Raw genomic sequence first — 20,607 nt, 5'->3', positions numbered from 1 at the left:
TCAGTTCTCCTGCCCCTGGGGCGGTTCCTCCCCCTGGGCCAGTGCGAGTCTGCTGAGCGCCGCGGCGGCGGTCTGCGGGTCGGCGCCCTGCCCCACCGCCACCCCGAGCAGGTAGGTGGTGAGCGGTGCCGCGGGCCTGGCCACGGAGTGCGCGGCATCGCGGGCCAGATCGAGGATGCGGTCGACGTCGGACTTTTGGAGCGGGTCGGTTCCGGCGAGCTCCAACTCGGCGCGGACCAGCTCGGACCATTCCACGAGGGTCACCGGATGACTCCTTAGGGTGCGCATTTGATTACATGCAGCGATCATAGCCATCCCGGAGTCACCCGGCGGTCAGTTGGCCGTGCGGCGGTGTCACCACCTGATCGACCAACCCGCGTCAGCCCTTCGGGCGCGGTTCTCCCGCACGGCGATCCGGGTTCATTCCCCGACCCTAGCGTCAGAGGCAGCAAGACCTCGGCGTTGGGAGCCCTCGCATGTCCCCCGCATCCCCGCTCACCCTCCACCGCCCGCCGCTGCGCGTGGCGATCGTGACCGAGTCCTTCCTCCCTCAGGTCAACGGAGTCACCAACTCCGTTTGCCGAATCCTGGAACACCTCGCCGCCGAAGGCCACCAGGCCCTCGTCCTGGCCCCCGGTCACGGCACTTCCTCGTACGCGGGCTTCCCCGTTCTACGGATGCCCGCACTCCCCCTGCCCGTCTACCGCGACTTCGCCATGGGCCTGCCCGCCCGGCGGACGATGACCGCGGCGATCCGCGCCTTCGCCCCCGACGTGCTCCACCTGGCCTCCCCCGCGCTCTTCGGCGCGACGGCGGTGGAGGTGGCGCGCAGGTGGGCGCTGCCGACCGTGGCGGCCTTCCAGACCGATCTGCCGGGCTTCGTCGGGCGCTACGGCCTGCCCGGCTCCGAGGCGCTCTGGTCCCTGCTGCACCGGATCCACTCCGCCGTGGACCGCACCCTGGTGCCCTCCTCCGCCACCATGGAGGCCCTGTCCGACCGGGGGTTCCCCCGGCTCGACCTGTGGCGGCGCGGCGTGGACACCGTGCGCTTCTCCCCCGACCACCGTTCCGAGGAGCTGCGCCGCAGGCTGGCCCCGGACGGTGAGGCGATCGTGGGCTACGTGGGCCGCCTGTCCCGGGACAAGCGTGTGGACCTGCTCGCCCAGGTGGCCAGACTGCGCAACATCCGCCTGGTGGTGGTCGGGGACGGTCCGGACCGGGCCAGGCTGCGCCGACTGGTGCCCGACGCCGTCTTCACCGGCCAGCGCACCGGGGCGGACCTGTCGCGCCTGTACGCCGCCCTGGACGTGTTCGTGCACACCGGTGCGGACGAGACCTTCTGCCAGGCCGTACAGGAGGCGCTGGCCTCGGGTGTGCCCGTGGTGGCCCCGGCTGCGGGCGGCCCGATGGACCTGGTCGACGACGGACACAACGGGCTGCTGTACGCGCCGGACTCGGTCCGGGAGCTGCGGGTGGCGGTCGGCCGGCTCGCGCACAACGGCGAGGTGCGTGCGCGGATGGCGGGTCAGGCCCGGTCATCGGTGGCGCACCGGACCTGGGGCTCGGTCAACTCGGAGCTGGTGGAGCACTACCGTGCGGTGATCGCTCCCAGCCACGAGCTGGCGGCGGCGCGCCGGGAGCGGGTGGGGAACGTATAACGGGACCCTCCCTGGGAGAGATAGGGAGGGTCCCGTCGGTGGTGACCGCCTCACCCCGTATTCGAGAGACGGGCACGTATGTGGGGTAGCCCGGTCAGTGCACCGGCTGGGCGACCGCCTTCGGGGCCGGGATCACCGTGCTGGGCGCCTCGGAGAGCAGCGATCCCAGAACCTCGGTGAGCCGGTCCAGGTGGGCGCGGATCCACGGCAGAGCAAGCGGGTCCTCGGCGGACAGCGCCGCGTACCGCTTGTCCTCGGTGTCCCCGTACAGGAGGCTGGTGGCCACCCGCATGCGCAGGGCGGCGGAGCTCTCGCCGAACTCCACGGCGGGCAGCACGCCCATGCCGTACCGCTCCAGTAGGAGCCCGGTGAGCTCCGGTCCGGTGGTCACCCCGTGCAGGGCGGCCAGGCGCTCACGGACCGGCTCGAAGTCCGGGTAGAGGTAGAAGGCCGCGCTCGGGGCGGCGACGGCGGCCCCGGCCCGCGAGAAGACGTCGGCGACCGCTGAGGCGACGATGCCGTGCAGGCGGCGGCTGCGGTCGATGTGGTCGCGCAGCTCGGCGGGTTCGGTGAAGGCGTGCGCGGCCGCCTGCTGGACCGGCGCGGCCGGGCTGGACCAGATCTCGCTGGCCACGCCGAGCAGACCGCCGCGCAGGCGCCGGCCGATCTCGGAGTCGGGCAGGCGCAGGACGCCGATCCGCCAACCGCCCAGGGCGAGGTTCTTGCTCAGGCCGGTGGAGATGACGGTGCGCTCGGGTGCGTACTCGGCGGGGCTGTGCACGACGGCGCGGTCCGCGCCGCGGGCGTCCACGTGGACGAGGTCGCGGTAGATCTCGTCGGAGATGATGAGCAGGTCGAGCTCGCGGGCGACCTCGGCCAGGCGGCGCACGGTCTCGGCTTCGGCGACGGTCCCGGTCGGGTTGTCCGGGACGGTGACGACCACGGCGTTGACGGTACGGCCCTGCTCGCGGGCGGCGGTGACGGCGGCGTGCAGCAGGTCCGGCTGGGGTACGCCGCCCTGGCCGGTGGCGGTCGGCACCATGACCGGGCGCTGGCCCACCAGGCGGCTCTGCGCGGCGTAGCTGACCCAGCTGGGCGCGGCAATGGCGGTGTCGCCGCCGATCTCGAGAAGAAGGCTGTAAAGAAGGGGCTTGCTGCCGGGGCCGGCTATGACCGTGTCGGGGTCGGTGGGTAGGCCCCGTCGGCTCCAGTACCCGGCGGCCGCCTCGCGCAGGTCGGTCGAACCGGCGACGGGCCCGTAGGCGTTGGCCCCGTTGCCCGCCGTGAGCTGGTCCCGCATGACCGGGTGCACCGGCAGACCGGCCTCACCGAACCCGAGCGGCAGCACGCGCACCCCCTGGCGGCGCTTGGCTTCGAGGGCTTCGTTGACAGCGAGGGTGGCGGACACAGTGACGGTCATGGATGACTCATCTCCGGCTCTTCGTTGGGCGCTGGCCACCGGTTGAGCTGGGGTCGTGTCCAGCTGGTGACCTTTCACCCACCACCCTGCCCATGATCTTCCATCAGTACAAGCGAGTCTTTTCGATGCTGAGCTTAAGATGTCCTTATGCTCGATCTTCGCCGCCTTCAGCTCCTCCGTGAGTTCAGCGCTCGCGGCACCATCGTCGCGACCGCGAACGCCCTGGGCTACACGCCTTCGGCCGTCTCCCAGCAGCTCGCCACGCTCGAACGGGAGACGGGGGTCGCGCTCCTGGACCGCTCACCTCGGGGGGCCGAGCTGACCGATGCCGGCCAGTTGCTGGTGAACCAGGCCGAGGAGATCCTGGCGCTGGTGGAGGCGGCCGAGTCGGTGCTCGCCGAGCAGTCGAACATCGCCCTGGGCGTGGTGACCGTCACGGCCTTCCCCACGGCGGCGGTGGCCTTCGCCCCGCTACTGGCCCCTCCCCTGCGCAGCCACGAGGGCATGCAGCTGGTACTGCGGCAGACTCTGCTGGCGACCGGCACCCAGAAGGTGCGCTCCCGGGAGGTGGACATCGCGCTGGTCGACGACTGGACCGGCCAGCACCCGGGTCGGGGGCCGGACAGCGGACTGCGCCACGTGCACCTGCTGCGGGACCCCATGGTGCTGGCGGTTCCGGAGGAGCACCGGCTGGCCGACGGAAACGTGCCGCTGGTGCTGGACCAGCTGCTGGGAGAGTCGTGGATCGTGGCGCCGGAGGGCGAGCGCTCGCGTTACGGCACGGAGAAGCTGTTCGCTGAGGTGGGCGGGCTGCCCGCGGCCGCGTGGGAGTTCGAGGGTCTGGGCACGATCCTGAGCCTGGTGTCCCGGGGCATCGGGATCGCGGCGGTCCCGGCCCTGGCCATGGTGGGCGCCCCGGCGGGACTGGTGTACCGGCCGTTGCCCTCCTCACCGGAGCGGCACATCTACGCGGTACTGCGCCCGGCCTCACTGCGGCGCCCGGCTGTGCAGGTGACTCTGTCGGCCCTGCGCGAGGCCGCGCGCAGTGTGGAGGAGGAGCTCAGCCCCATCTCTCCGCGTGTCCAGGGGCCGAGATAGCGGGGCAGGAGGAGCTGGAGAAGGGGAGAGCAGGAAAAGGCTGTGGCCCGCCTCCGGTCGGAGCGGGCCACATCGGGTGTTCGGTCGGGTGTCTCCGGCGGCCTTGGGCGGTACCGGTCACGTGTCGTTTCTCCGTCGGCGCACCTTGTCGATCTTGCGGCGGAGCTTGCGACAGACATGGCGAGCTCGGTCGCGGTCGTCGCGGGCGTTCCACCAGCGCGCGTAGGCTTCCAGTCTTCTTTTGCGCAGGGACTCGAGCTCGGCCTCCATCCGGGTCACCCGGTGCTCCAGGTCGATGCGTTCACGTTCGAACGACGACATGTCACGCTCATGGAACCCCGCCTCACGTTCGGCACTGACCAGCCGATCCGTGAGGCCCTCGGTGGCGTTTCCGCCCCGGGCGATCCGGCCGACGCCGGCTTGTCCGCTGATGCCTTCGAACCACACAGTCTCTGGTCTTTCCCGAAGTGCCCCAACATCACCGATCGCTACGCAAAGAATACGGAAAGTGGCCAAAAGGGACTTTTTGCAACAAGTCCTTAGGCGACCATGACCCGTTCGACCGCCGGGCGAACCGTGCCTCGCCCCCGGACCCGGGTGTAGACCGCCTCGAACCGCTCCAGCGAACGGTGGTGGTCGTGTTCCAGCGCGATCTCCCGGCTCGCCCGCCCCAGCTGTCGGCCGGGGGCGCGTACCGCGTCGCGCTCCTGCAGGGCCGAACCGTGCGCCAGGGTCAAGGCTCCCGCCACGGCGATGAGGACGGACAACAGCATCAAAGACGCCGCTCCGTCACCGCTGAAGCGCTCTCCTCTGATCCCCGCATCGCCGTTTCCCCCGACCTTCGGTCCTCACCCGCGTGTGCTCCGGCGATAACGCCACCCCCGTCCTACCCGTAGCGCTTCCACTACCTCGGAGGTTGGGCAAGCACCCGGTGCAGGCGCTGTGCACCCCCGGTTTCGGCGCCGTGGGAATCCGTCCTCTGTTCCTACGTCTGCTTCGAAAGCCGGTGCGCCAAGAGCCTCCAAGGGTCAAGAGTGAGTATCGGGTGGCCCTGAACGGGGGTGGACAGAGAGACCGATTGCCCCTCGGGTCTGTGCCTGGCGTTCCTGGACATGGCACTATGTCCGGGATTGGTCTAGACCGGATAGGAGCAGTTACCCGTGCCTGAGAAACCCCACCCCGAACCCCTCTCCCTGGTCCCCCGCCCATTGGAGGTGAGGACCGACGGCCCTGGCGGCCTGACGCTGACCGCCGCCACCCGGGTCTCCGCCGACCGCGAGGCGCAGGGCACCCTCGCCTGGCTCCAGCGTGAACTCGGCGCCGCCACCGGGCTGCCACTGGCCACCGGCGACGAGGAGGACGCCCAGATCCGGCTGAGCGTCGACCCCGGGGCCGGACTCGGCCGGGAGGGCTACCGCCTGATCATCGACTCCGCGGGCGCGATCGTGGTCGGCAACGAGCCCGCCGGGGTGTTCTACGGGGTACAGACCCTGCGCCAACTACTGCCCGCCGACGCCTACCGCAGTACCTCCCTGGGCGGTGCGGAGTGGCGGCTGCCCGCGGTGAGCATCACCGACGCCCCGCGCTTCCGATGGCGCGGCGCCATGCTGGACATCGCCCGGCACTTCCAGCCCAAACGCGAGATCCTGCGCTTCATCGACCTGCTCGCGCTGCACAAGCTCAACGTGCTGCACCTGCACCTGACCGACGACCAGGGGTGGCGGGTCGAGATCCGCCGCTATCCGAAGCTGACCGAGGTCGCCTCCTGGCGCACCGAGAGCCAGGTGGGGACCAGTAAGCCGCCGGTCTTCGACGGGCGCCCGCACGGCGGGTTCCTCACCCAGGACGACATCCGAGAGATCGTGGCATACGCGGATGCCCGACACGTGGCGGTGGTCCCGGAGATCGACGTTCCCGGCCACTCGCAGGCGGCCATCCACGCCTACCCGGAGTTGGGCGAGGTCGGCGAGATCCCGGTCGGCACCCAGTGGGGCATCTTCGACGAGGTGCTCGCGGTCACCGACGACGTCCTGGAGTTCTACAAGAACGTCTTCGACGAGCTGATCGAGCTGTTCCCCAGCACGTACATCCACGTGGGCGGGGACGAGTGCCCCAAGACCCAGTGGAAGAACAGCCCCTCCGCCCAGCAGAGAATCAGAGAGGAGGGGCTGGCCGACGAGGACGAACTGCAGAGCTGGTTCATCCGACAGCTGGACGACCACCTCACCAAGCGCGGCCGCCGCCTGCTGGGCTGGGACGAGATCCTGGAAGGGGGGCTCGCCCCGGGGGCCACCGTGATGTCGTGGCGCGGCGAGGAGGGCGGTATCGCGGCCGCCCGCGCCGGGCACGACGTGGTCATGGCCCCCACGGCCAGTTCCTACCTGGACTACAAGCAGTCCAACAGCCCGGACGAACCGGTCCCCGTCGGTACTCTGCTGCGGGTCGAGGACGTCTACGAGAGCGAGCCGGTCCCCGCCGACCTCACCGAGGAGGAGTCCCAGCACGTCCTCGGCGCCCAGGTCAACCTGTGGAGCGAGCACATCGACTCCCAACGCAAGCTGGACTACATGGTCTTCCCCCGCCTGAGCGCTTTCGCCGAGAAGGTCTGGTCCGAGGGCGAGCGTGACTTCACCGAATTCGAGCCCCGCCTGAAGCACCACCTCGGCCGCTTGGACGCGGCGGGGGTCGAGTACCGACCCCTGGAGGGCCCCCGCCCCTGGCACACCCGCCCCGGCGTCTACGGCTGGGGCTACTACCCCGGCGAAGCACCCCCGGAACAAGGGCACGCCGCCGGCTGAAGGCTGATGCCCAGGCTGAGCACTGAGGGCCGAAGACCGAAGCGGAAACTCTGGACCCTGAGCCCGTAGGCCAGATTCGGGTCCCTGAGGTTCCGCCGGAGCCCAGGCCGAGCAGTGAGCCACGGCCCCGCCCGCCCGCAGTAGCCACACGGGCGGGGCCGGGTGCCTTTTCGGCCCTCTGTTCGAAGATGATCTTGCTACCAGGGGCTACTTCGGCGCCGATTTCGCTCCTGGTAGCAAGATCACCGGGGATACAGGGGTTTCGGAAGCAGCGGACAGCCCCAGGCGCGGGTTTCGGGTGCCACGCTTCCACGACACGCGGCCCGGCGCGCTACTCCCGTAGCTGTCGCTGTTCCGTTGCCGGGAATGACCGGCCGCGACATGCCCCGGAACCCCAAAGACGCTCACACCTCAGCAAGTCCGGAGGCGAGTAAACCTGGAGCCCCAGCAGCCCCGGTCCGCCAAGCTCAGCGCTTCAGCTCGCGGAAGTTCGAGACTTCGGACAGCAGGAGGACGCCTTCCCAGAGGCGGAGGGCGTCCCGTTGGTCCGGGGCGGTGTCCACCACCGGCCCGAAGAAGGCTCGTCGGGGTTTCCCGCCTGTGTGTTGAGGCTCGGTGAGCGCGAGGATGGGCGTGCCGACATCCCCCTCGACCGACCGCATCGCTTCTTCGTGTGAAGAGCGCAGCACGTGGTCGTTATCGGCGTGCCAGCCCGTGTCGGCAAGGTACTGGGGCAGGCCGGGTCCAGCCAGAAGTCGACGGTCCAGCGCTCCGCGTCCATGTGCCCTCCCCGGACCGTTCTCTTCGACGGAAGCTAGAAATAGGTCGCGATCGCCTCTGTCACGCGGTACTCGTCGTCCACCACCGGGATGACCTGCCAGCGGTCGAAGGCCGTGCACGGGTGCGAGATACCGAAGGAGATCAGGTCGCCGGGGCGCACGGACAGGTCGCCGGGGATGGTCAGGTAGGCGTGGTGGTCGTTGAGGTTGGTGACCTCCACTCCGCCTGCCGGGACCACGGTGCCGTCCGCGCGGCGGAGGATACGGGGGATCGGGAACCCCTGGTCGAAGTTGGCCTCGCGTCGCCCCATCGCGGCGATCGCCAGTCCGGGCTCGGGGGTGGAGGTGACCTGGGCCCAGAGTTCCAGGGCCCCGGCGAGAGCGTCGCCGCCTTCGGGCAGTCGGTTGTACGGGGTGGTCCGCCGGTACAGACCGTCGTCGTGGGCGACGTAGGCGCCGCTGCGCAGGATCGGCAGGATGTCTTCGCGGCCCCCGATCTCCTCGGCGACCACGTCGAACCACGCGCTGCCGCCCACGGAGAGCACCGGGCGCTCCAGGTGGTGTTCGGTGGCGAGCGCGGCGGAGTCGCCGAGCAGGTCGTTCAGGAAGCCGCGGACCCCTTCGGCGTCGCTGAGGGAGCCCTCGTAACCGGCGACCCCTGCTAGTTCGAGGCCCGGAGCGCGCACGACCTCACGGGCCACGTTCAGGACCTGTTCGCGGGTTCGACAGCCGGTCCTACCTCCGGGGGTTCCGCGCTCCACCATCACGCGGAGCGGGCGGCCGCCGTCGCGCTCGACCGCCTGGGAGGCCACGGACACCCCTTCGGGCGAGTCCGCGTAGAAGAGGAATTCGAAGCCGGGGTCGGCGTCGAGTTCGGCCGCCACCCAGCGCAGGACCTTGGGGTCGAGGAGTTCGTTGGCCAGCAGGATCCGGTTCACGCCGAACCGTCGGAAGTCCAGGACCTGGTTGGCGGTGGCGGCGGTGATCCCCCAGGCCCCCGCGTCGAGCTGGCGCTGGGTGAGCACGGGCGACATGGCGGTCTTGCCGTGCGGGGCGAACAACAGTCGGTGGCGCTCGGCGAACTCGGCCAGGGCGGCGATGTTACGGTCCAGCGCGGAGGCGCGCAGCACCATGAGCGGCCAGGTGAACGGACCGGTAAACAGGTGGTCCCCCCGCGCGGCGAACTCGTCGAGGGTGACGGGCTCACCCGGCCACCACAGGCCCTTGGTGCGCCAGTCCACGAGTTCCTGGGGGATGGAAAGCCGGTCGCTCACGTGGTCTCCGCTTCCTGATGGGGCTTCGGTTCGCCATTGATCATCCCATTGGGCGTACTGGAAATCACCCTGGCAAAGGTCCGGAATTCGACTCCTTGCAGGAGGAGGACCCGCCCGGCGGTGCGGGCGGGGCCGGTGACGGGCCGGCTAGTTCGACACCAGTTCCAGGTCCTGCTCCTGCGCCAGTTCCGGTTCCTCCTGCTGCTCCTGCTGCGCCAGTTCCTGCTCCTGCTGCGCCGCGTACTCCCGAGCCGCAGCCGAGGTCCCGGCGAGGAACTCCGCGACGGCTTCCTGCCCCACGTCCGGGAAGTCCGTGATGAATCCGTCCACACCCATCTCCAGGACCTGGCGCATCCTCGCGGGGTCGTTGATCGTGTACGGCATGATCTCCAGCCCCGCGTCGTGCACCGCGCCGACGTAGTCGGCGTCGATGGTGGTGTGGTTGGGGTTGATCATGTGCGCCCAGGTGTACTGGCCGATCTCCGCTTCCGGAACGCGCCCGAGCAGCGCGTGCGGGATCGAGGGCAGGAGCCCCTTCGAGACCCGCGTGGAGTCCCAGTCGAAGCTCTGCACCACCAGCCGGAAGGGTTCGTCCGGCGCGTTCGGAACCAGCCAGTGCGGGCGTCTGGCCAGTTCCACGGAGATCTGGTGCTCGATGCCCGGGTAGAGCGCGGGCTTCTTGATCTCGAGGAGGAGGTTCATGTCGTAGGAGTGCAGGAGGTCCAGGGCCTCGCCCAGGAGCGGCACGGGCTCGCCCGCGAACTCCTCGCTGAAGGACGACCCGGCGTCCAGGCGCTGGATCTCGGCGAGAGTGAAGTCGGCGAGGTCGTAGGAGGCGCGCCCCGGGAAGACCTCGGCGACGTCGGTGGTGCGGTCGAGCCGGGTGTCGTGCATGAGCACGAGGTGGTCGTCGGAGGTGAGCTGGACGTCCACCTCCACGGTTTCCGCGCCGAGCCGGTACGCCTCGTCGATCGCGGCGAGGGTGTTCTCGGGTGCGTATCCGGAGGCACCTCGGTGGGCGACCGCGATGAGGGGGCGGGACGGCGGCAGCTGCTGGGGAGGAAGGGCGCCAGCCTTGCGGGTGACCTTTTCGGCGGTGGCCTCAGCGGTGGCCTCGGTTGCGGTGTCCGCTTGTTCGGCGGCCGGGGCCGCGAGCGCGGAACCCGATCCGACAGCCAACGAGAGTGATACGGCTCCGACTACGAATCCGATGCGGTGGTGCACCGAGCCTCCCAAGTACACGTGGACTGGCCGACTGCTACCTCAGGGTGAGTGCGTTTGGCGACCGTACGGTGACCGTCCGCGGAGCAGTCGGTGATCCGCCGCCCATCTTCTGGTGGCCGCTCTCATCGACTGACTCATCTCGCCCTATGCATGTATTTGATTACTTCATGTCCGATTTTTGACTGGATGCCCTCTCGATAATTACGTAGAGTCCTGAAAGCATCACCAGTAGTAGTCGATGGGAAGGAACTCTCATGCGCAAGCACCACACGAGGTGGGTCGCGCTCTTCAGTGCCGCCGCGATCTCCACGACGGGCCTGGTCGGCCTCGCCGGGCCCGCGGCCGCCGACGACAAGGACACGAGGGCGTTCAGCTGGCCGGTGGTGCGCCAGGGCGTGTCCACCTACAGCGTCGACGGATACGACATCGCCTACCTGCCCGCCGGTCTGGAGCGTTACGGCATCAACGCCTCCTCCACGACGGACCGTCAGGGGAACAGCCAGTCCCAGCTCTCCTGGATGCAGGGACCCGACCAGCTGTACGGGCGGGTGGCCGTGCTGCGTTCGGAGAGAATCCAGGACCTGGAGGACCTGCGCGAGGGACGCTACAGCCACCTCGCGGACAGCTCCCTGGAGGAGCTGGAGGCCGGTGAAGCCTTCGAACACGGCGCGTACCTGTCCGAGGAGACCGGCGACCTGTTCTGGATGCAAAGACCAGGCGTAGCGATAGCCACCCATCTCCAACCGGAACGATGGGAGGGCCGTGAACTGCTGAAGCTCGCCGAGGCCATTACCGAGGAAGCCGGTGTGGAGGAGGTCGAGACGGAGGAAGAAGCGGAACCAGAGGAAGCAGACGAGGCCGAGGCGGAGGACGCTGAGGCCGAGGCCCCGACCGACGAGGCTCCGGTTGAGGAAGCCCCGGTTGAGGAGGTCGTTGACGAGGACGGCGCGGATAAGCCCGCCGACCCGGTCCAGGAGATCCCGGTCGACGAGGTGCCCACTGACGAGGACGCCAACGACCAGACCCCGGTCGACGAGGCTCCCGCCGAGGAGGACACCACCGACCAAACCCCGGTCGACGAGGCTCCCGCCGAGGAGGACACCACCGACCAAACCCCGGTCGACGAGGTCCCCGCCGAGGAGGACACCACCGACGAAGCCCCCGTGGACGAGGAGGTCGTCGACGGGGACGAGGTCGGCGAGATCACCCCGGTCGAGGACCTGGAAGAGGTCGCTCCCCCGGTGGAAGCCGACCTTCCCGACGGGGCCTCCTCGCGGGAGGTGAAGACCTGCCTGACGGAGCACTTCGTTGACTTCCGTTCCGGCCAGACCGACCTGGACTCGGCGCAGATGACCCAGACCAGTGGGAAGTTCATCGAGAAGGCGCTGTCCAAGGACGACCTCGACGACGCCGAGCGCGACCGCCTGCTCGCCACGGTCTGGTACTACGGCGACGAGAGCGACAAAGCGGCCGCCACCAACGACTGCGCCCGACAGTTCGACATCGAACGCAGCGAGGTCGAGGACGTGCTCGCCGAGATCTCCCACCTGATCGGGCAGATCATTCAGGAGGCCAACGAGAGCCTGTCCCAGGCGATGGACGAGGTCGAGAAGGCGACCGGCGAGGCCGGTCAGGTCACGGACCCGGTGGACGCCGAGGAGTGGGCCAAGCTCTGGGAGTCCCTTCCGTGGACCCTCCCCGAGGAGACCTCCTGACCTGACGTCTCACTGAGGCGCCGTCAAGCAACACACACGTAAGCAGCACACACGCAAGCACTACACACGGATGAAGCCCGGTCGTGACCGTATTCCGGTCATGACCGGGCTTCGTCTTGACCCGGAGTGCTCAAGACTGGTGACCAAAGACCCGAATCGCCCGAACCCGCAGCATGAGACCCAAGTCATGCTGTACCGTCACCCTCGTTCGGCCGGTGTCTGACGAGGATCCGGCCAACACCCCCGGATCGGTGGCGACCCCGCCGTACCCCCACCCGCAGGAGGACAGCACCCATGCCCGGCTTCACCACACGACCCCAACTACGCGGCGACTTCGGCATGGTCGCCTCCACCCACTGGCTGGCCAGCGCCACCGGGATGTCCGTTCTGGAGCGAGGCGGAAACGCCTTCGACGCCGCCGTCGCCGCGGGTTTCACCCTCCAGGTCGTCGAACCCCACCTGAACGGCCCCGGCGGTGAGGTCCCGGTCGTCTTCAAGGCACGGAACGGCTCCCCACGCGTGCTGTGCGGGCAGGGCGTCTCCCCCGCCACGGCGAGCATCGAGGCCTTCGAGAGCCGGGGGCTGGACCGTATTCCCGGCAGCGGGGTCCTGGCCGCCACCGTCCCCGGGTCCTTCGACGCCTGGATGCTGCTGCTGCGCGACCACGGCACCATGTCCGTACGCGACGTCCTCGACCACGCCATCGGGCTGGCCGAGCGTGGCTACCCCGTTCTGGACCGGATCGCCGCCGCCATCCGGACGCTCTCGCCGGTCTTCTCCCGGCACTGGGCGGGTTCGGCCGCCGTCTACCTGCCGCACGGCGCGGCCCCCGCCGCCGGTTCACGGCTGCGCAACCCCGCCCTGGCGGCCACCTACCGCCGCATCGTCGCCGAGGCCGAGACGGTGGGAGAGGGCCGTGAAGCGCAGATCGAGGCGGCCCGGCGCTCCTGGTCGCAGGGTTTCGTGGCCGAGGCGGTCGGCGCCTTCCTGGCCGGGCCCGTGCCCAACGGGGTCGGCGAACCCCAGCAGGCCCTCTTGACCGCGCAGGACCTGGCTGACTGGAGCGCGAGTTACGAGGATCCCGCCAGCGCCTCCTACGGCTCCCACACCGTGCACAAGACCGGGCCCTGGGGCCAGGGCCCCGTCATGCTCCAGCAGCTACGGATGGCCGAGGCCCGCGGAGTGGGCGCGGACGCGCACGAGGGGGTCAGCGCGGACTTCGTGCACCGTAGCACCGAGATCGCCAAGCTCGCCTTCGCCGACCGCGAGGCCTGGTACGGCGACCCGGACTTCTCCGATGTCCCGATCAAGGAGCTGCTGAGCTCGGACTACGCCGCCGAGCGGGCCCGCCTGATCGACGACGGCCGGGCCTGCCTGGATCTGCGCCCCGGCTCACCGGGCGGCCGCACGCCGTTCCAGCCACCGGTGTACCTGCCCGGGGAGACCCCGGGCGACCGCACCACCGGTGAGCCCACCGTCCGCAACGCCTCCGGTGTCCAATCCACCGACCTGCGCGGGGACACGTGCCACGTGGACGTGGTGGACTCCGAGGGCAACATGGTCTCGGCGACGCCCAGCGGCGGCTGGCTCAGCAGTTCGCCGGTCATCCCCGAACTCGGTTTCCCCCTGGGCACCCGGGCGCAGATGTTCTGGCTCGACCCGGCCTCCCCGAACGCCCTTTCGCCGCGGCGTCGGCCCCGCACCACCCTTTCGCCCACCCTGGTGACCCGGTCGGACGGCGAGGCCGTTCTGGCCATCGGCACGCCCGGTGGCGACCAGCAGGACCAGTGGACCACCACGGCACTGCTGCGCGTCCTCAACGGGGTGGACGACCTGCAGGAGGCCCTGGACACACCGATGTTCCACACCAACGCCTTCCCCAGTTCCTTCCACCCCCGCGAGACCGTGCCGGGCGACCTGGTCGTCGAGCCCGGGGTGGGCGAGGAGGTCGTCGAGGATCTGCGCGCCCGCGGGCACCGGGTCCAGGTGGCCGACGAGTGGTCGCTGGGCCGTCTGGCGGCCGTCGCCCGCGACCCGGAGAGCGGTGAGCTGCGCGCCGCCGCGGACGCCCGGGGCGCCCAGGGGTACGCGGCCGGGCGCTGACCCGAAGGGAGACGAAAGCGCACGGAAGTCCCCTCTCGCTGGACAGGAGGGGACTTTGTGGCGGCCTGCGGGTACTTGCATGGCTTGAGTCAAGCTCTTGCCAAATCGGCCGGTCACTGCTTATGTAGACCTGTGCGACGGGACACCCGGCCCAGGGCGTTTTCGCGGAGGCTGCCCCGTCACAACTCCATACCACCGAAAGGGTCGACCACCGCTGTCTCCCCCTCCCTCAGCGGCGGCCCTTGTCCCCCCTCCTAACCGAGGCCTGCCTTCCCCTCCCGGCGGTTTTTCGGACATGGAGAGATGAAGGGCCGTGGCGTTTTCTCCCCAGATGACGCCGCGGCCCTTCCTCGTGTGCGCACCCTCCCCCGTGCCCGGCTCTTTCTCCGTGCCCAGCTCTCTCCCCGTACCCGGCCCCTTCCTCGTGCCCGGCCCTTCCTGGTTCACAGATACGGAAAAGGCCGTGGCGCCACCGGAAGGGTGTGGCCACGGCCCTGTTTCGTTGTTCGGGTCCGTGCTCGGGGTCAGGTGTTGACGCGCACCGCGCCCGCGTAGTTGGCGGTCCGCACCGAGGTGACCCGAACGTCCAGGCCGGTGCGCGGGGCCTCCAACATCTGGCCGTCGCCCAAGTAGATGGCCACGTGCGAGATGTAGTTCGGCGCGGTCGGGTCCGAGCGCCAGAACAGCAGGTCGCCGCGTTGGAGGTCGTCCCACTCCACGCGCTGGCCCGCGTTCCACTGGTCATGGGTGACGCGCGGGATGGACACGCCCGCCTCGCGGAAGGCCCACTGGAGCAGCCCGGAGCAGTCGAAGCCGACGTTCGGGGTGGTGCCGCCCCACACGTAGGGCACGCCCAGCTGGGTCTCGGCGTTGGCGATGACCCGCTCGATCACCGTGGAGGGCACGGCGTCGCCGTCGACCAGCGGTTCGGGGGCGTCGGCGACCAGCTGGAGCGAGGCGTCCTCGCCGAGGATCTCCTCGAGCTCCTCGTGCAGGTCCCACAGGTCCGTGTCGGGGGCGGAGATCACCAGGGCGTTGCCCTCGGGCATGCCCAGTTCACGGGAGAGTTCGCGGGAGACGAGGGCGTCGATCCCAGCGATTCCGGAGGTGGCGTGGGTCCACACCTCCAGGGGCACCTCGCCGTTGCCGCCGGCGAGGGTGACCTCGCTGCCGATGTCCAGCTCGCGTTCGGTGCCCACCTCCTTGGAGAGCGCGATGTGGCCCTCGGCGACACCCTGCCAGATCTCGTCGGACTCGGCGGAGGGCTTGGGGGCGTGGTTGCGGAAACTGGACGGGTTGACGCCCAGCACCGAGGTGGGTTCGCCGTCGATCTCCACGCGCGCGGCGTCGACGGTGAGGACGTTCTCCACCCCGTCGATGTCGCGGACCGCGTCGACGGCCTCCCGGGGCAGTTTCTCAGCGGCCACCGCGAAGTACTCGACGGAGCGCGCCTCGCGGAAGGGGGCGACGTAGGCGTCGCGCTTGAGTTCGGCGACGTCCGCGGTGTCGGGGGCCTCGGACTCGGCGGTGTCGGGGGTTTCGGTCTCGGGGTCGGTCGCTCGGGGCACGGAGCCGCTGGGGGCGGCGAGCTCGGGCGCGACCTGCTCGGAGAGGGGCGGGCGGTCCTCGACGACGGGGGCGGCCATCGCGGGGGTGGCCCCGAAGGCCGTGAAGGCGACCGCGAACGCGGCCGTGGTGCCCGCACATGTTCTGAGACGGTTCCGCACGGGGGTCAATCACCCTTTCTCTGACCGCGGCGGGCAGGGGAGCCGCTGCGGCGCACGGCCTTCGATAACACTGTTCGCGTCCAAGAATGGGTGTACCTGGACGCGTTTGCAAGATGCCCACGCCGTCCGATACCGGACGTCCACCTTTCAGCGGCTTGTCCGTTCCCCGGATGACTCATGGTTTTCGGCCTGGGATCAGCGATCGGCATAACATTCCGTGACCGACACCGCGAGGGGGAACCGGACGGGGGTCTCGCCGAAAAGGATCTCCCTGGTCCGGCTCTGGGCCCGCTCGATCGCCCGAACCGTCTCCTCGGCGAGCTCCGCGGGCACGTGCAGGACGACCTCGTCGTGCACGAAGAAGACGATTCCGCCGCCCTCGGGGGTCTTCGGCAGCTCTTGGCGCAGCGCGGCGAGCAGGACCAGCGCCCACTCGGCGGCGGTGGCCTGGACGACGAAGTTACGGGTGAACCGGCCGTGCGCGCGGCGCCTTCGGTCACCGTCCGTGGCCGCGACGGTCGCCGCCCAGTCGACCGGCGCGGGCGAGGTGCGACCCAGCCAGGAACGGACGATCCCGCCGCCCTCTCCGGTACGGGCGGCGGCGTCCACGTGTTCCAGGGCCCGGGGGTAGAGGCGGCGCATGGTGGCCAGCAGCGGGGCGGCGTCGCCGGAGGTCTGCCCGTACATGGCGGCGAGCATGCCGATCTTCGCGCGTTCGCGGTCGTCGCCCACGTGCACGGCCAGGCGGGCGTACAGGTCCTCCTCCGCGGCGGCGGCCGCGAGGGCGTCGTCTCCGGACACCGCGGCCAGCACGCGGGGTTCGAGCTGTCCGGCGTCGGCGCGGACCAGCACCCAGCCGGGGTCGGCCCGCACGGCGCGGCGGACGGATTTGGGGATCTGGAGCGCGCCGCCGCCCCGGGTGGCCCAGCGCCCGGAGACGACCCCGCCCACCACGTAGTCGGGCTGGAACCGGCCCAGCCTGGGCTCCCCGTCCTCCCCCGGCAGTTCCCGCACCCAGGTCTCCAGCCAGGCCCAGCCGTTGGCCGAATGCAGTCGGGCGAGCTCCTTGTAGCGCAGCAGCAGGGGGACCAGCGGATGGTCGACGGCCTCCAGAACCCAGGAGCGGGTGGACTCCACCGGGTGGCCGACCCACGCCATCGCCTTGAGGACCTGCGCGGGCGAGTCCGGGTTGACCTCGTGACCGACCACCTCGCCGATCCGCGCGGCCAGATCAGCGAGTACCGGCGGCCGCTCCCCCGCGCGCGGCCGCGGCCCGAGGATCTCGGTAAGCACCTGGTCGTGGACGTCGCGGCGCCAGGGCAGCCCGTCGTGGCTCATCTCCACGGCGGCCAGGGCCCCGGCCGACTCCACCGCGACCAGCAGCGCCATCCGCCCGGGCTCGGGGAGATCGGCGATGCGTCTTCGCTGATCGGTGTGGACCTCCACCAGGGCGACGAGCCGGTCGGTACCGGGCGGCAGCGTGGAGCGGTCGGCCTCGAACAGCGCCGGTTGCGCGGCCGTGCCCTCCCCCAGCGGCCGGGCCGGGTCATCGGGCACGGGCAGGTCGTGCAACCGCGCCCAGGCCGCGCCCAGTGAGTGGGGTTCGGAGTGCCGCGCCTCGTACCCCAGCAGCAGGGCTTCGGTCAGCGCGGCGTCATGACAGCGCGCCACCCGCACCCCGGCCCGCACCAGGTCGGGGTAGAGGTCCTCGGTGTCCGCCCAGACCCACCGCGGCGGTTCGGCGGAAGCCTGCTCGGCCTCCCGCACCGCAACCGTGAGGTCCCCCACTCGGCGCACGGGAGCGACCGGAGTGGTCGGAGCACCCTCACCCAGCTCCGCCAGCCACCCCCCGCCGGCCCCGTCGGCGACCACCGCGATCCGCATGCCATCAGTCTCCCCCGCGGCACAGACATTCGGCTTTCGTCGATTCTGTACAGACTTCACGCCAGTTTTTGCCCATCATGGAGGGCATGACGACCGTGCCGCTGACCGAAGCCCGCGACCGCCTGTCCGAGCTGATCGACGAGGAAGAGCGCACCGTGCTCGTCAGCGCCATCGAACACCTGGCTGACGCGTACCGGTCACGCTGAACCTTGAGGCCCTGCCCGCGCCCCAAGGTCTGGCGCGCCCTACTTGCCGGGGCGGACGACGTTGGCCAGAGGTTCCCCGGCTGCCCAGCGGGCCAGTTGGCTGTCCATGAAGGCGCGGGCGCGCGGGTAGAAGGCCGCGGAGCCGCCCGCCACGTGCGGGGTCAGGTACACGCCGGGGGCGTCCCAGAGCGGGTGTTCCACCGGAAGCGGTTCGGGGTCGGTGACGTCCAGGGCCGCGCGGACCCGGCCGTTCTGGGCGAGCAGGGCGTCGGTGTCCAGGACCGCGCCGCGGCCGACATTGACCACCAGGGCGTCGTCGCGCAGCAGGGCGAACTCATGCGCGCCGAACAGGCCCCGCGTGTCCTCGGTGAGCGGGGTGACCAGGACGACGATGTCCACCTCGGGCAGGAGCACGTGGAGTTCGTTGACCCCGTGCACGTCCTCTTCCGGGCGGGCCTGGCTGGCCACCCGGACCACCTCGGTCTCGAAGGGCAGCAGGCGCGCCTCGATCGCCTGGCCGATGCTCCCGTAGCCGATGATCATCACCCGGGAGTCCGCCAGGGAACGCTGCGGGACCGAACCCCAACGGTGTTCGCGCTGGTCGATCGCCCACCGGGGCAGGTCGCGCTGCGCGGCGAGCATGAGCGCGAGCGCGTGCTCGGCGGTGCTGGCGTCGTGCAGCCCCCGGCCGTTGCACAGGGTGACGTGGTCCGGGAGGAGCCCGAGGACCTGTTCGTACCCGGCCGAAACCAGCTGCAGAACCCTGAGCTCGGGCATGCGCGTGATGATGTCGAGCCGCTCGTCGACGCCCTGGGTGGAGGGCGCGTAGGGCACTTGGTAGAAGGTGACGTCCGCCAGCCCCTCTTCCGGGGCCGGTCCCCCCGCGTAGAGGTCGACGTGGAGCGCTTCGGGCGCGTTGTCCCTGTTCTGCTCCCACTGCACCAGTGCTCGGCCGCCCATGTCGTGCGTCCTCCCTGTCCTCGGTCCGTGTCACGCGCCACACTACGGGCTCGTCGGAACCGAGGCGGGGTCGTTGCCTGACCGGACCGGCGTCCAGCCCCAGCTCGGGCTCGGTGGTCCCGCTCAGCCCAGGTGCTCCCGGGCCGCCACGTTGCTGAACCTCGAGAGCTCGTAGCAGGCGATGGCGGCCGCGGCGGTGACGTTCAGGGAGTCGATGTCGCGGTCGGCCATCGGGATGTGCACGCGGGAGGTGGCCCGCTCCAGCCAGCGTGAGGACAGCCCGTCGCCCTCGGTGCCCAGCAGCAGCCCCACCCTGGCGTCGGCGTCGAGGCGGTCCATGGCCTCGCGTATCGGCAGCGAACCCTCGCCCGGGGTGAGCGCCATGAGGTCGAAACCGGCGTCGCGCAGGGTGTCCAGGCCGCCGTACCAGTCGTCGAGGCGGGTGTAGGGCAGGGTGAACACCGCCCCCATCGACACCTTCACGGAGCGGCGGTAGAGCGGGTCCGCGCAGCGCGGCGCGAGGACCACCGCGTCCACGCCCAGCCCGGCGGCGCTACGGAAGATCGCGCCGACGTTGGTGTGGTCCACCAGGTCCTCCAGCACCACGATGCTGCGAGCCCTGGCCAGGGCCTCCCCGAGCTCCGGCAGGGGCTTGCGGTGGTAGGCGGCGAGCGCTCCCCGGTGCAGGTCGAAGCCGACCACGCGTTCGGCGGTCTCCTCACTCACCACGTACAGCGGCGCCCCGGAGGCAGCGACCACGTCGTCCAAGGCCTCGGCTCGGCGTTCGGTGAGCAGGAAGCTGCGGGGGACGAACCCGGCGGTGGCGGCTCGGCGGATCACCTTGTCGCCCTCGGCCATGAACAGGCCGTGCTCGGCCTCCAGGTGGCGGCGCAGGTTGACGTCGCGGAGCCGGGTGTAGTCGGCCAGACGCGGGTCGGCGGGGTCACTGACCCTGATGACATCCATGGTCAGCGATTATCCCGCAGCCCGAACCCCCCGGCGCCCTTCCGATTCAGGCGATCTGTTCGGTGACGGCGCGCAGCCGCTGCCAGCGGGCCTCTTCGCAGGAGCCCTTGCGGGAGAGCGTGGTCTCGATCTCCGCGCCCTCCCAGACGCCCTCGATCATGGCTTCCTGCGGGCCGTACACCTTGTCGGTGCAGACCGTGCCCTCACGGACCTCGGTGAACAGTTCGCCCGCGGAGACTTCGCGCGGCTCCCCGTTCTCGTCGGAGTCGGGGTCACCGGCGGTCGGGTCCCCGGCGAGTTCCTCGGCGGCCTCGGCCATCACGGCGCAGGGCTCGGGGTCCTCGGCGAGGTCGCCGGTGCAGTTCAGGGTCTGCACCCAGGCCAGGCCCCGGTCGCTGACGTGGATGCGCAGGTGGCCGACGGGACCGGAGCCGTCCTCCGACTCCTCCTGGGGCTCGATGGCGCTTCCGAGCACCTCCGGGCTGGCCGCGTTCGTGGTCTGCACGTCCTGCGGTGGCAGCATCGACGGCCCGACCAGCACGGCGTAGGCCACCGCGCCGGCGCAGCAGGCTCCGGCGAGCAGCGCGGTGCCGAGACTGCCTCGGCTCCGCCGGTCACTGTGCGAATGGGACATGCCATAACCCTCGGGGGTCGATCGGTCACGGGGGCGCCCACCGCGCGGGGTGCCTCTGATTCGCGGGGCAACAGCCAAGCGGGCGTCAAGTATCGGTCAAGCGAATACCGGGGGCCAATGGTAGCCGGGAGTGAACAGTGGTACTGGACCGGCGCCGTAAC

16 protein-coding genes and 1 pseudogene are annotated in these 20,607 nt (G+C 70.4%); 5 read left to right on the top strand and 12 right to left on the bottom strand.

The genetic code is table 11. The features are described from left to right. Complete coding sequence (locus tag NE857_RS10045; protein WP_254420749.1) at positions 1-264, bottom strand: DUF6457 domain-containing protein; 264 nt, start codon at positions 262-264, stop codon at positions 1-3. Positions 265-476: 212 nt separating this feature from the next. Between NE857_RS10045 and NE857_RS10040 the strand changes: the two genes are divergently transcribed. Further along, positions 477-1,658 carry a glycosyltransferase family 4 protein gene (locus tag NE857_RS10040; RefSeq protein ID WP_254420748.1) on the top strand — a complete coding sequence of 394 codons (1,182 nt, stop codon included), beginning with the start codon at positions 477-479 and terminating at the stop codon, positions 1,656-1,658. A gap of 94 nt (positions 1,659-1,752) precedes the next feature. Here the strand turns inward: NE857_RS10040 and NE857_RS10035 are convergent, their stop codons facing one another. Then, positions 1,753-3,078 carry a pyridoxal phosphate-dependent aminotransferase gene (locus NE857_RS10035; RefSeq protein WP_254420747.1) on the bottom strand — a complete coding sequence of 442 codons (1,326 nt, stop codon included), beginning with the start codon at positions 3,076-3,078 and terminating at the stop codon, positions 1,753-1,755. A 147-nt stretch (positions 3,079-3,225) separates the two neighbouring features. On the opposite strand from NE857_RS10035, the gene NE857_RS10030 reads away from it, so the two are divergent. Further along, positions 3,226-4,176: a LysR family transcriptional regulator gene (locus NE857_RS10030; protein WP_254420746.1), complete on the top strand. Its 951-nt coding sequence runs from the start codon at positions 3,226-3,228 to the stop codon at positions 4,174-4,176. Between the two features lie 117 nt (positions 4,177-4,293). On the opposite strand, the gene NE857_RS10025 is transcribed toward NE857_RS10030, so the two are convergent. Both NE857_RS10025 and NE857_RS10015 read right to left on the bottom strand, forming a co-directional pair. Beyond that, positions 4,294-4,623: a hypothetical protein gene (locus tag NE857_RS10025; protein WP_017579492.1), complete on the bottom strand. Its 330-nt coding sequence runs from the start codon at positions 4,621-4,623 to the stop codon at positions 4,294-4,296. Between the two features lie 215 nt (positions 4,624-4,838). Then, a pseudogene (locus tag NE857_RS10015) lies at positions 4,839-4,949 on the bottom strand (DMT family transporter); the annotation flags it as partial. A gap of 387 nt (positions 4,950-5,336) precedes the next feature. On the opposite strand from NE857_RS10015, the gene NE857_RS10010 reads away from it, so the two are divergent. Then, positions 5,337-6,974, top strand: a complete 1,638-nt coding sequence (locus NE857_RS10010; RefSeq protein WP_254420745.1) for a beta-N-acetylhexosaminidase — start codon at positions 5,337-5,339, stop codon at positions 6,972-6,974. 467 nt (positions 6,975-7,441) lie between these two features. Here the strand turns inward: NE857_RS10010 and NE857_RS34665 are convergent, their stop codons facing one another. The 3 genes from NE857_RS34665 to NE857_RS09995 form a co-directional block, all read right to left on the bottom strand. Next, a complete protein-coding gene (locus NE857_RS34665) occupies positions 7,442-7,873 on the bottom strand; it encodes a mycothiol-dependent nitroreductase Rv2466c family protein (protein WP_425572111.1) in 432 nt (143 codons plus the stop codon). Then, positions 7,789-9,027 carry an alanine racemase gene (locus tag NE857_RS10000; protein WP_254420743.1) on the bottom strand — a complete coding sequence of 413 codons (1,239 nt, stop codon included), beginning with the start codon at positions 9,025-9,027 and terminating at the stop codon, positions 7,789-7,791. Before NE857_RS10000 ends, NE857_RS34665 begins: the two co-directional genes overlap by 85 nt. A gap of 147 nt (positions 9,028-9,174) precedes the next feature. Beyond that, positions 9,175-10,206, bottom strand: coding sequence for a glycerophosphodiester phosphodiesterase (locus NE857_RS09995; protein WP_254420742.1), 1,032 nt, complete (start codon positions 10,204-10,206; stop codon positions 9,175-9,177). A 299-nt stretch (positions 10,207-10,505) separates the two neighbouring features. Between NE857_RS09995 and NE857_RS09990 the strand changes: the two genes are divergently transcribed. Together NE857_RS09990 and NE857_RS09985 are read left to right on the top strand one after the other, a co-directional pair. After that, positions 10,506-11,966 (top strand): hypothetical protein, encoded by a 1,461-nt coding sequence (locus NE857_RS09990; protein WP_254420741.1) that lies wholly within the window; start codon positions 10,506-10,508, stop codon positions 11,964-11,966. A gap of 294 nt (positions 11,967-12,260) precedes the next feature. After that, positions 12,261-14,069 carry a gamma-glutamyltransferase family protein gene (locus tag NE857_RS09985; RefSeq protein WP_254420740.1) on the top strand — a complete coding sequence of 603 codons (1,809 nt, stop codon included), beginning with the start codon at positions 12,261-12,263 and terminating at the stop codon, positions 14,067-14,069. 524 nt (positions 14,070-14,593) lie between these two features. Here the strand turns inward: NE857_RS09985 and NE857_RS09980 are convergent. The 5 genes from NE857_RS09980 to NE857_RS09960 form a co-directional block, all read right to left on the bottom strand. Continuing rightward, on the bottom strand, positions 14,594-15,796 hold the full coding sequence (locus NE857_RS09980) for a C40 family peptidase (RefSeq protein WP_254421929.1): 1,203 nt from the start codon (positions 15,794-15,796) through the stop codon (positions 14,594-14,596). 195 nt (positions 15,797-15,991) lie between these two features. Continuing rightward, complete coding sequence (locus tag NE857_RS09975) at positions 15,992-17,680, bottom strand: bifunctional 3'-5' exonuclease/DNA polymerase (RefSeq protein WP_254420739.1); 1,689 nt, start codon at positions 17,678-17,680, stop codon at positions 15,992-15,994. A 245-nt stretch (positions 17,681-17,925) separates the two neighbouring features. Next, on the bottom strand, positions 17,926-18,846 hold the full coding sequence (locus NE857_RS09970; protein WP_254420738.1) for a 2-hydroxyacid dehydrogenase: 921 nt from the start codon (positions 18,844-18,846) through the stop codon (positions 17,926-17,928). A gap of 123 nt (positions 18,847-18,969) precedes the next feature. Continuing rightward, positions 18,970-19,812: a TrmH family RNA methyltransferase gene (locus NE857_RS09965; RefSeq protein ID WP_254420737.1), complete on the bottom strand. Its 843-nt coding sequence runs from the start codon at positions 19,810-19,812 to the stop codon at positions 18,970-18,972. 46 nt (positions 19,813-19,858) lie between these two features. After that, positions 19,859-20,446 (bottom strand): hypothetical protein, encoded by a 588-nt coding sequence (locus tag NE857_RS09960; RefSeq protein ID WP_254420736.1) that lies wholly within the window; start codon positions 20,444-20,446, stop codon positions 19,859-19,861. Positions 20,447-20,607: the final 161 nt, after the last annotated feature.

The sequence above is a fragment of the Nocardiopsis exhalans genome (assembly GCF_024134545.1).
In the GTDB taxonomy this organism is placed as follows: Bacteria; Actinomycetota; Actinomycetes; order Streptosporangiales; family Streptosporangiaceae; genus Nocardiopsis; species Nocardiopsis exhalans.
Note: the sequence above shows the minus strand (reverse complement) of the source record. Positions and strands in the feature narration are given on the sequence as shown.

Coding starts and splice junctions, on each gene's coding strand:
- NE857_RS10040 (WP_254420748.1), top strand. CDS start 477: ATGTCCCCCGCATCCCCGCTCACCCTCCACCGCCCGCCGCTGCGCGTG.
- NE857_RS10035 (WP_254420747.1), bottom strand. CDS start 3,078: ATGACCGTCACTGTGTCCGCCACCCTCGCTGTCAACGAAGCCCTCGAA.
- NE857_RS10030 (WP_254420746.1), top strand. CDS start 3,226: ATGCTCGATCTTCGCCGCCTTCAGCTCCTCCGTGAGTTCAGCGCTCGC.
- NE857_RS09990 (WP_254420741.1), top strand. CDS start 10,506: ATGCGCAAGCACCACACGAGGTGGGTCGCGCTCTTCAGTGCCGCCGCG.
- NE857_RS09985 (WP_254420740.1), top strand. CDS start 12,261: ATGCCCGGCTTCACCACACGACCCCAACTACGCGGCGACTTCGGCATG.
- NE857_RS09975 (WP_254420739.1), bottom strand. CDS start 17,680: ATGCGGATCGCGGTGGTCGCCGACGGGGCCGGCGGGGGGTGGCTGGCG.
- NE857_RS09970 (WP_254420738.1), bottom strand. CDS start 18,846: ATGGGCGGCCGAGCACTGGTGCAGTGGGAGCAGAACAGGGACAACGCG.
- NE857_RS09965 (WP_254420737.1), bottom strand. CDS start 19,812: ATGGATGTCATCAGGGTCAGTGACCCCGCCGACCCGCGTCTGGCCGAC.
- NE857_RS09960 (WP_254420736.1), bottom strand. CDS start 20,446: ATGTCCCATTCGCACAGTGACCGGCGGAGCCGAGGCAGTCTCGGCACC.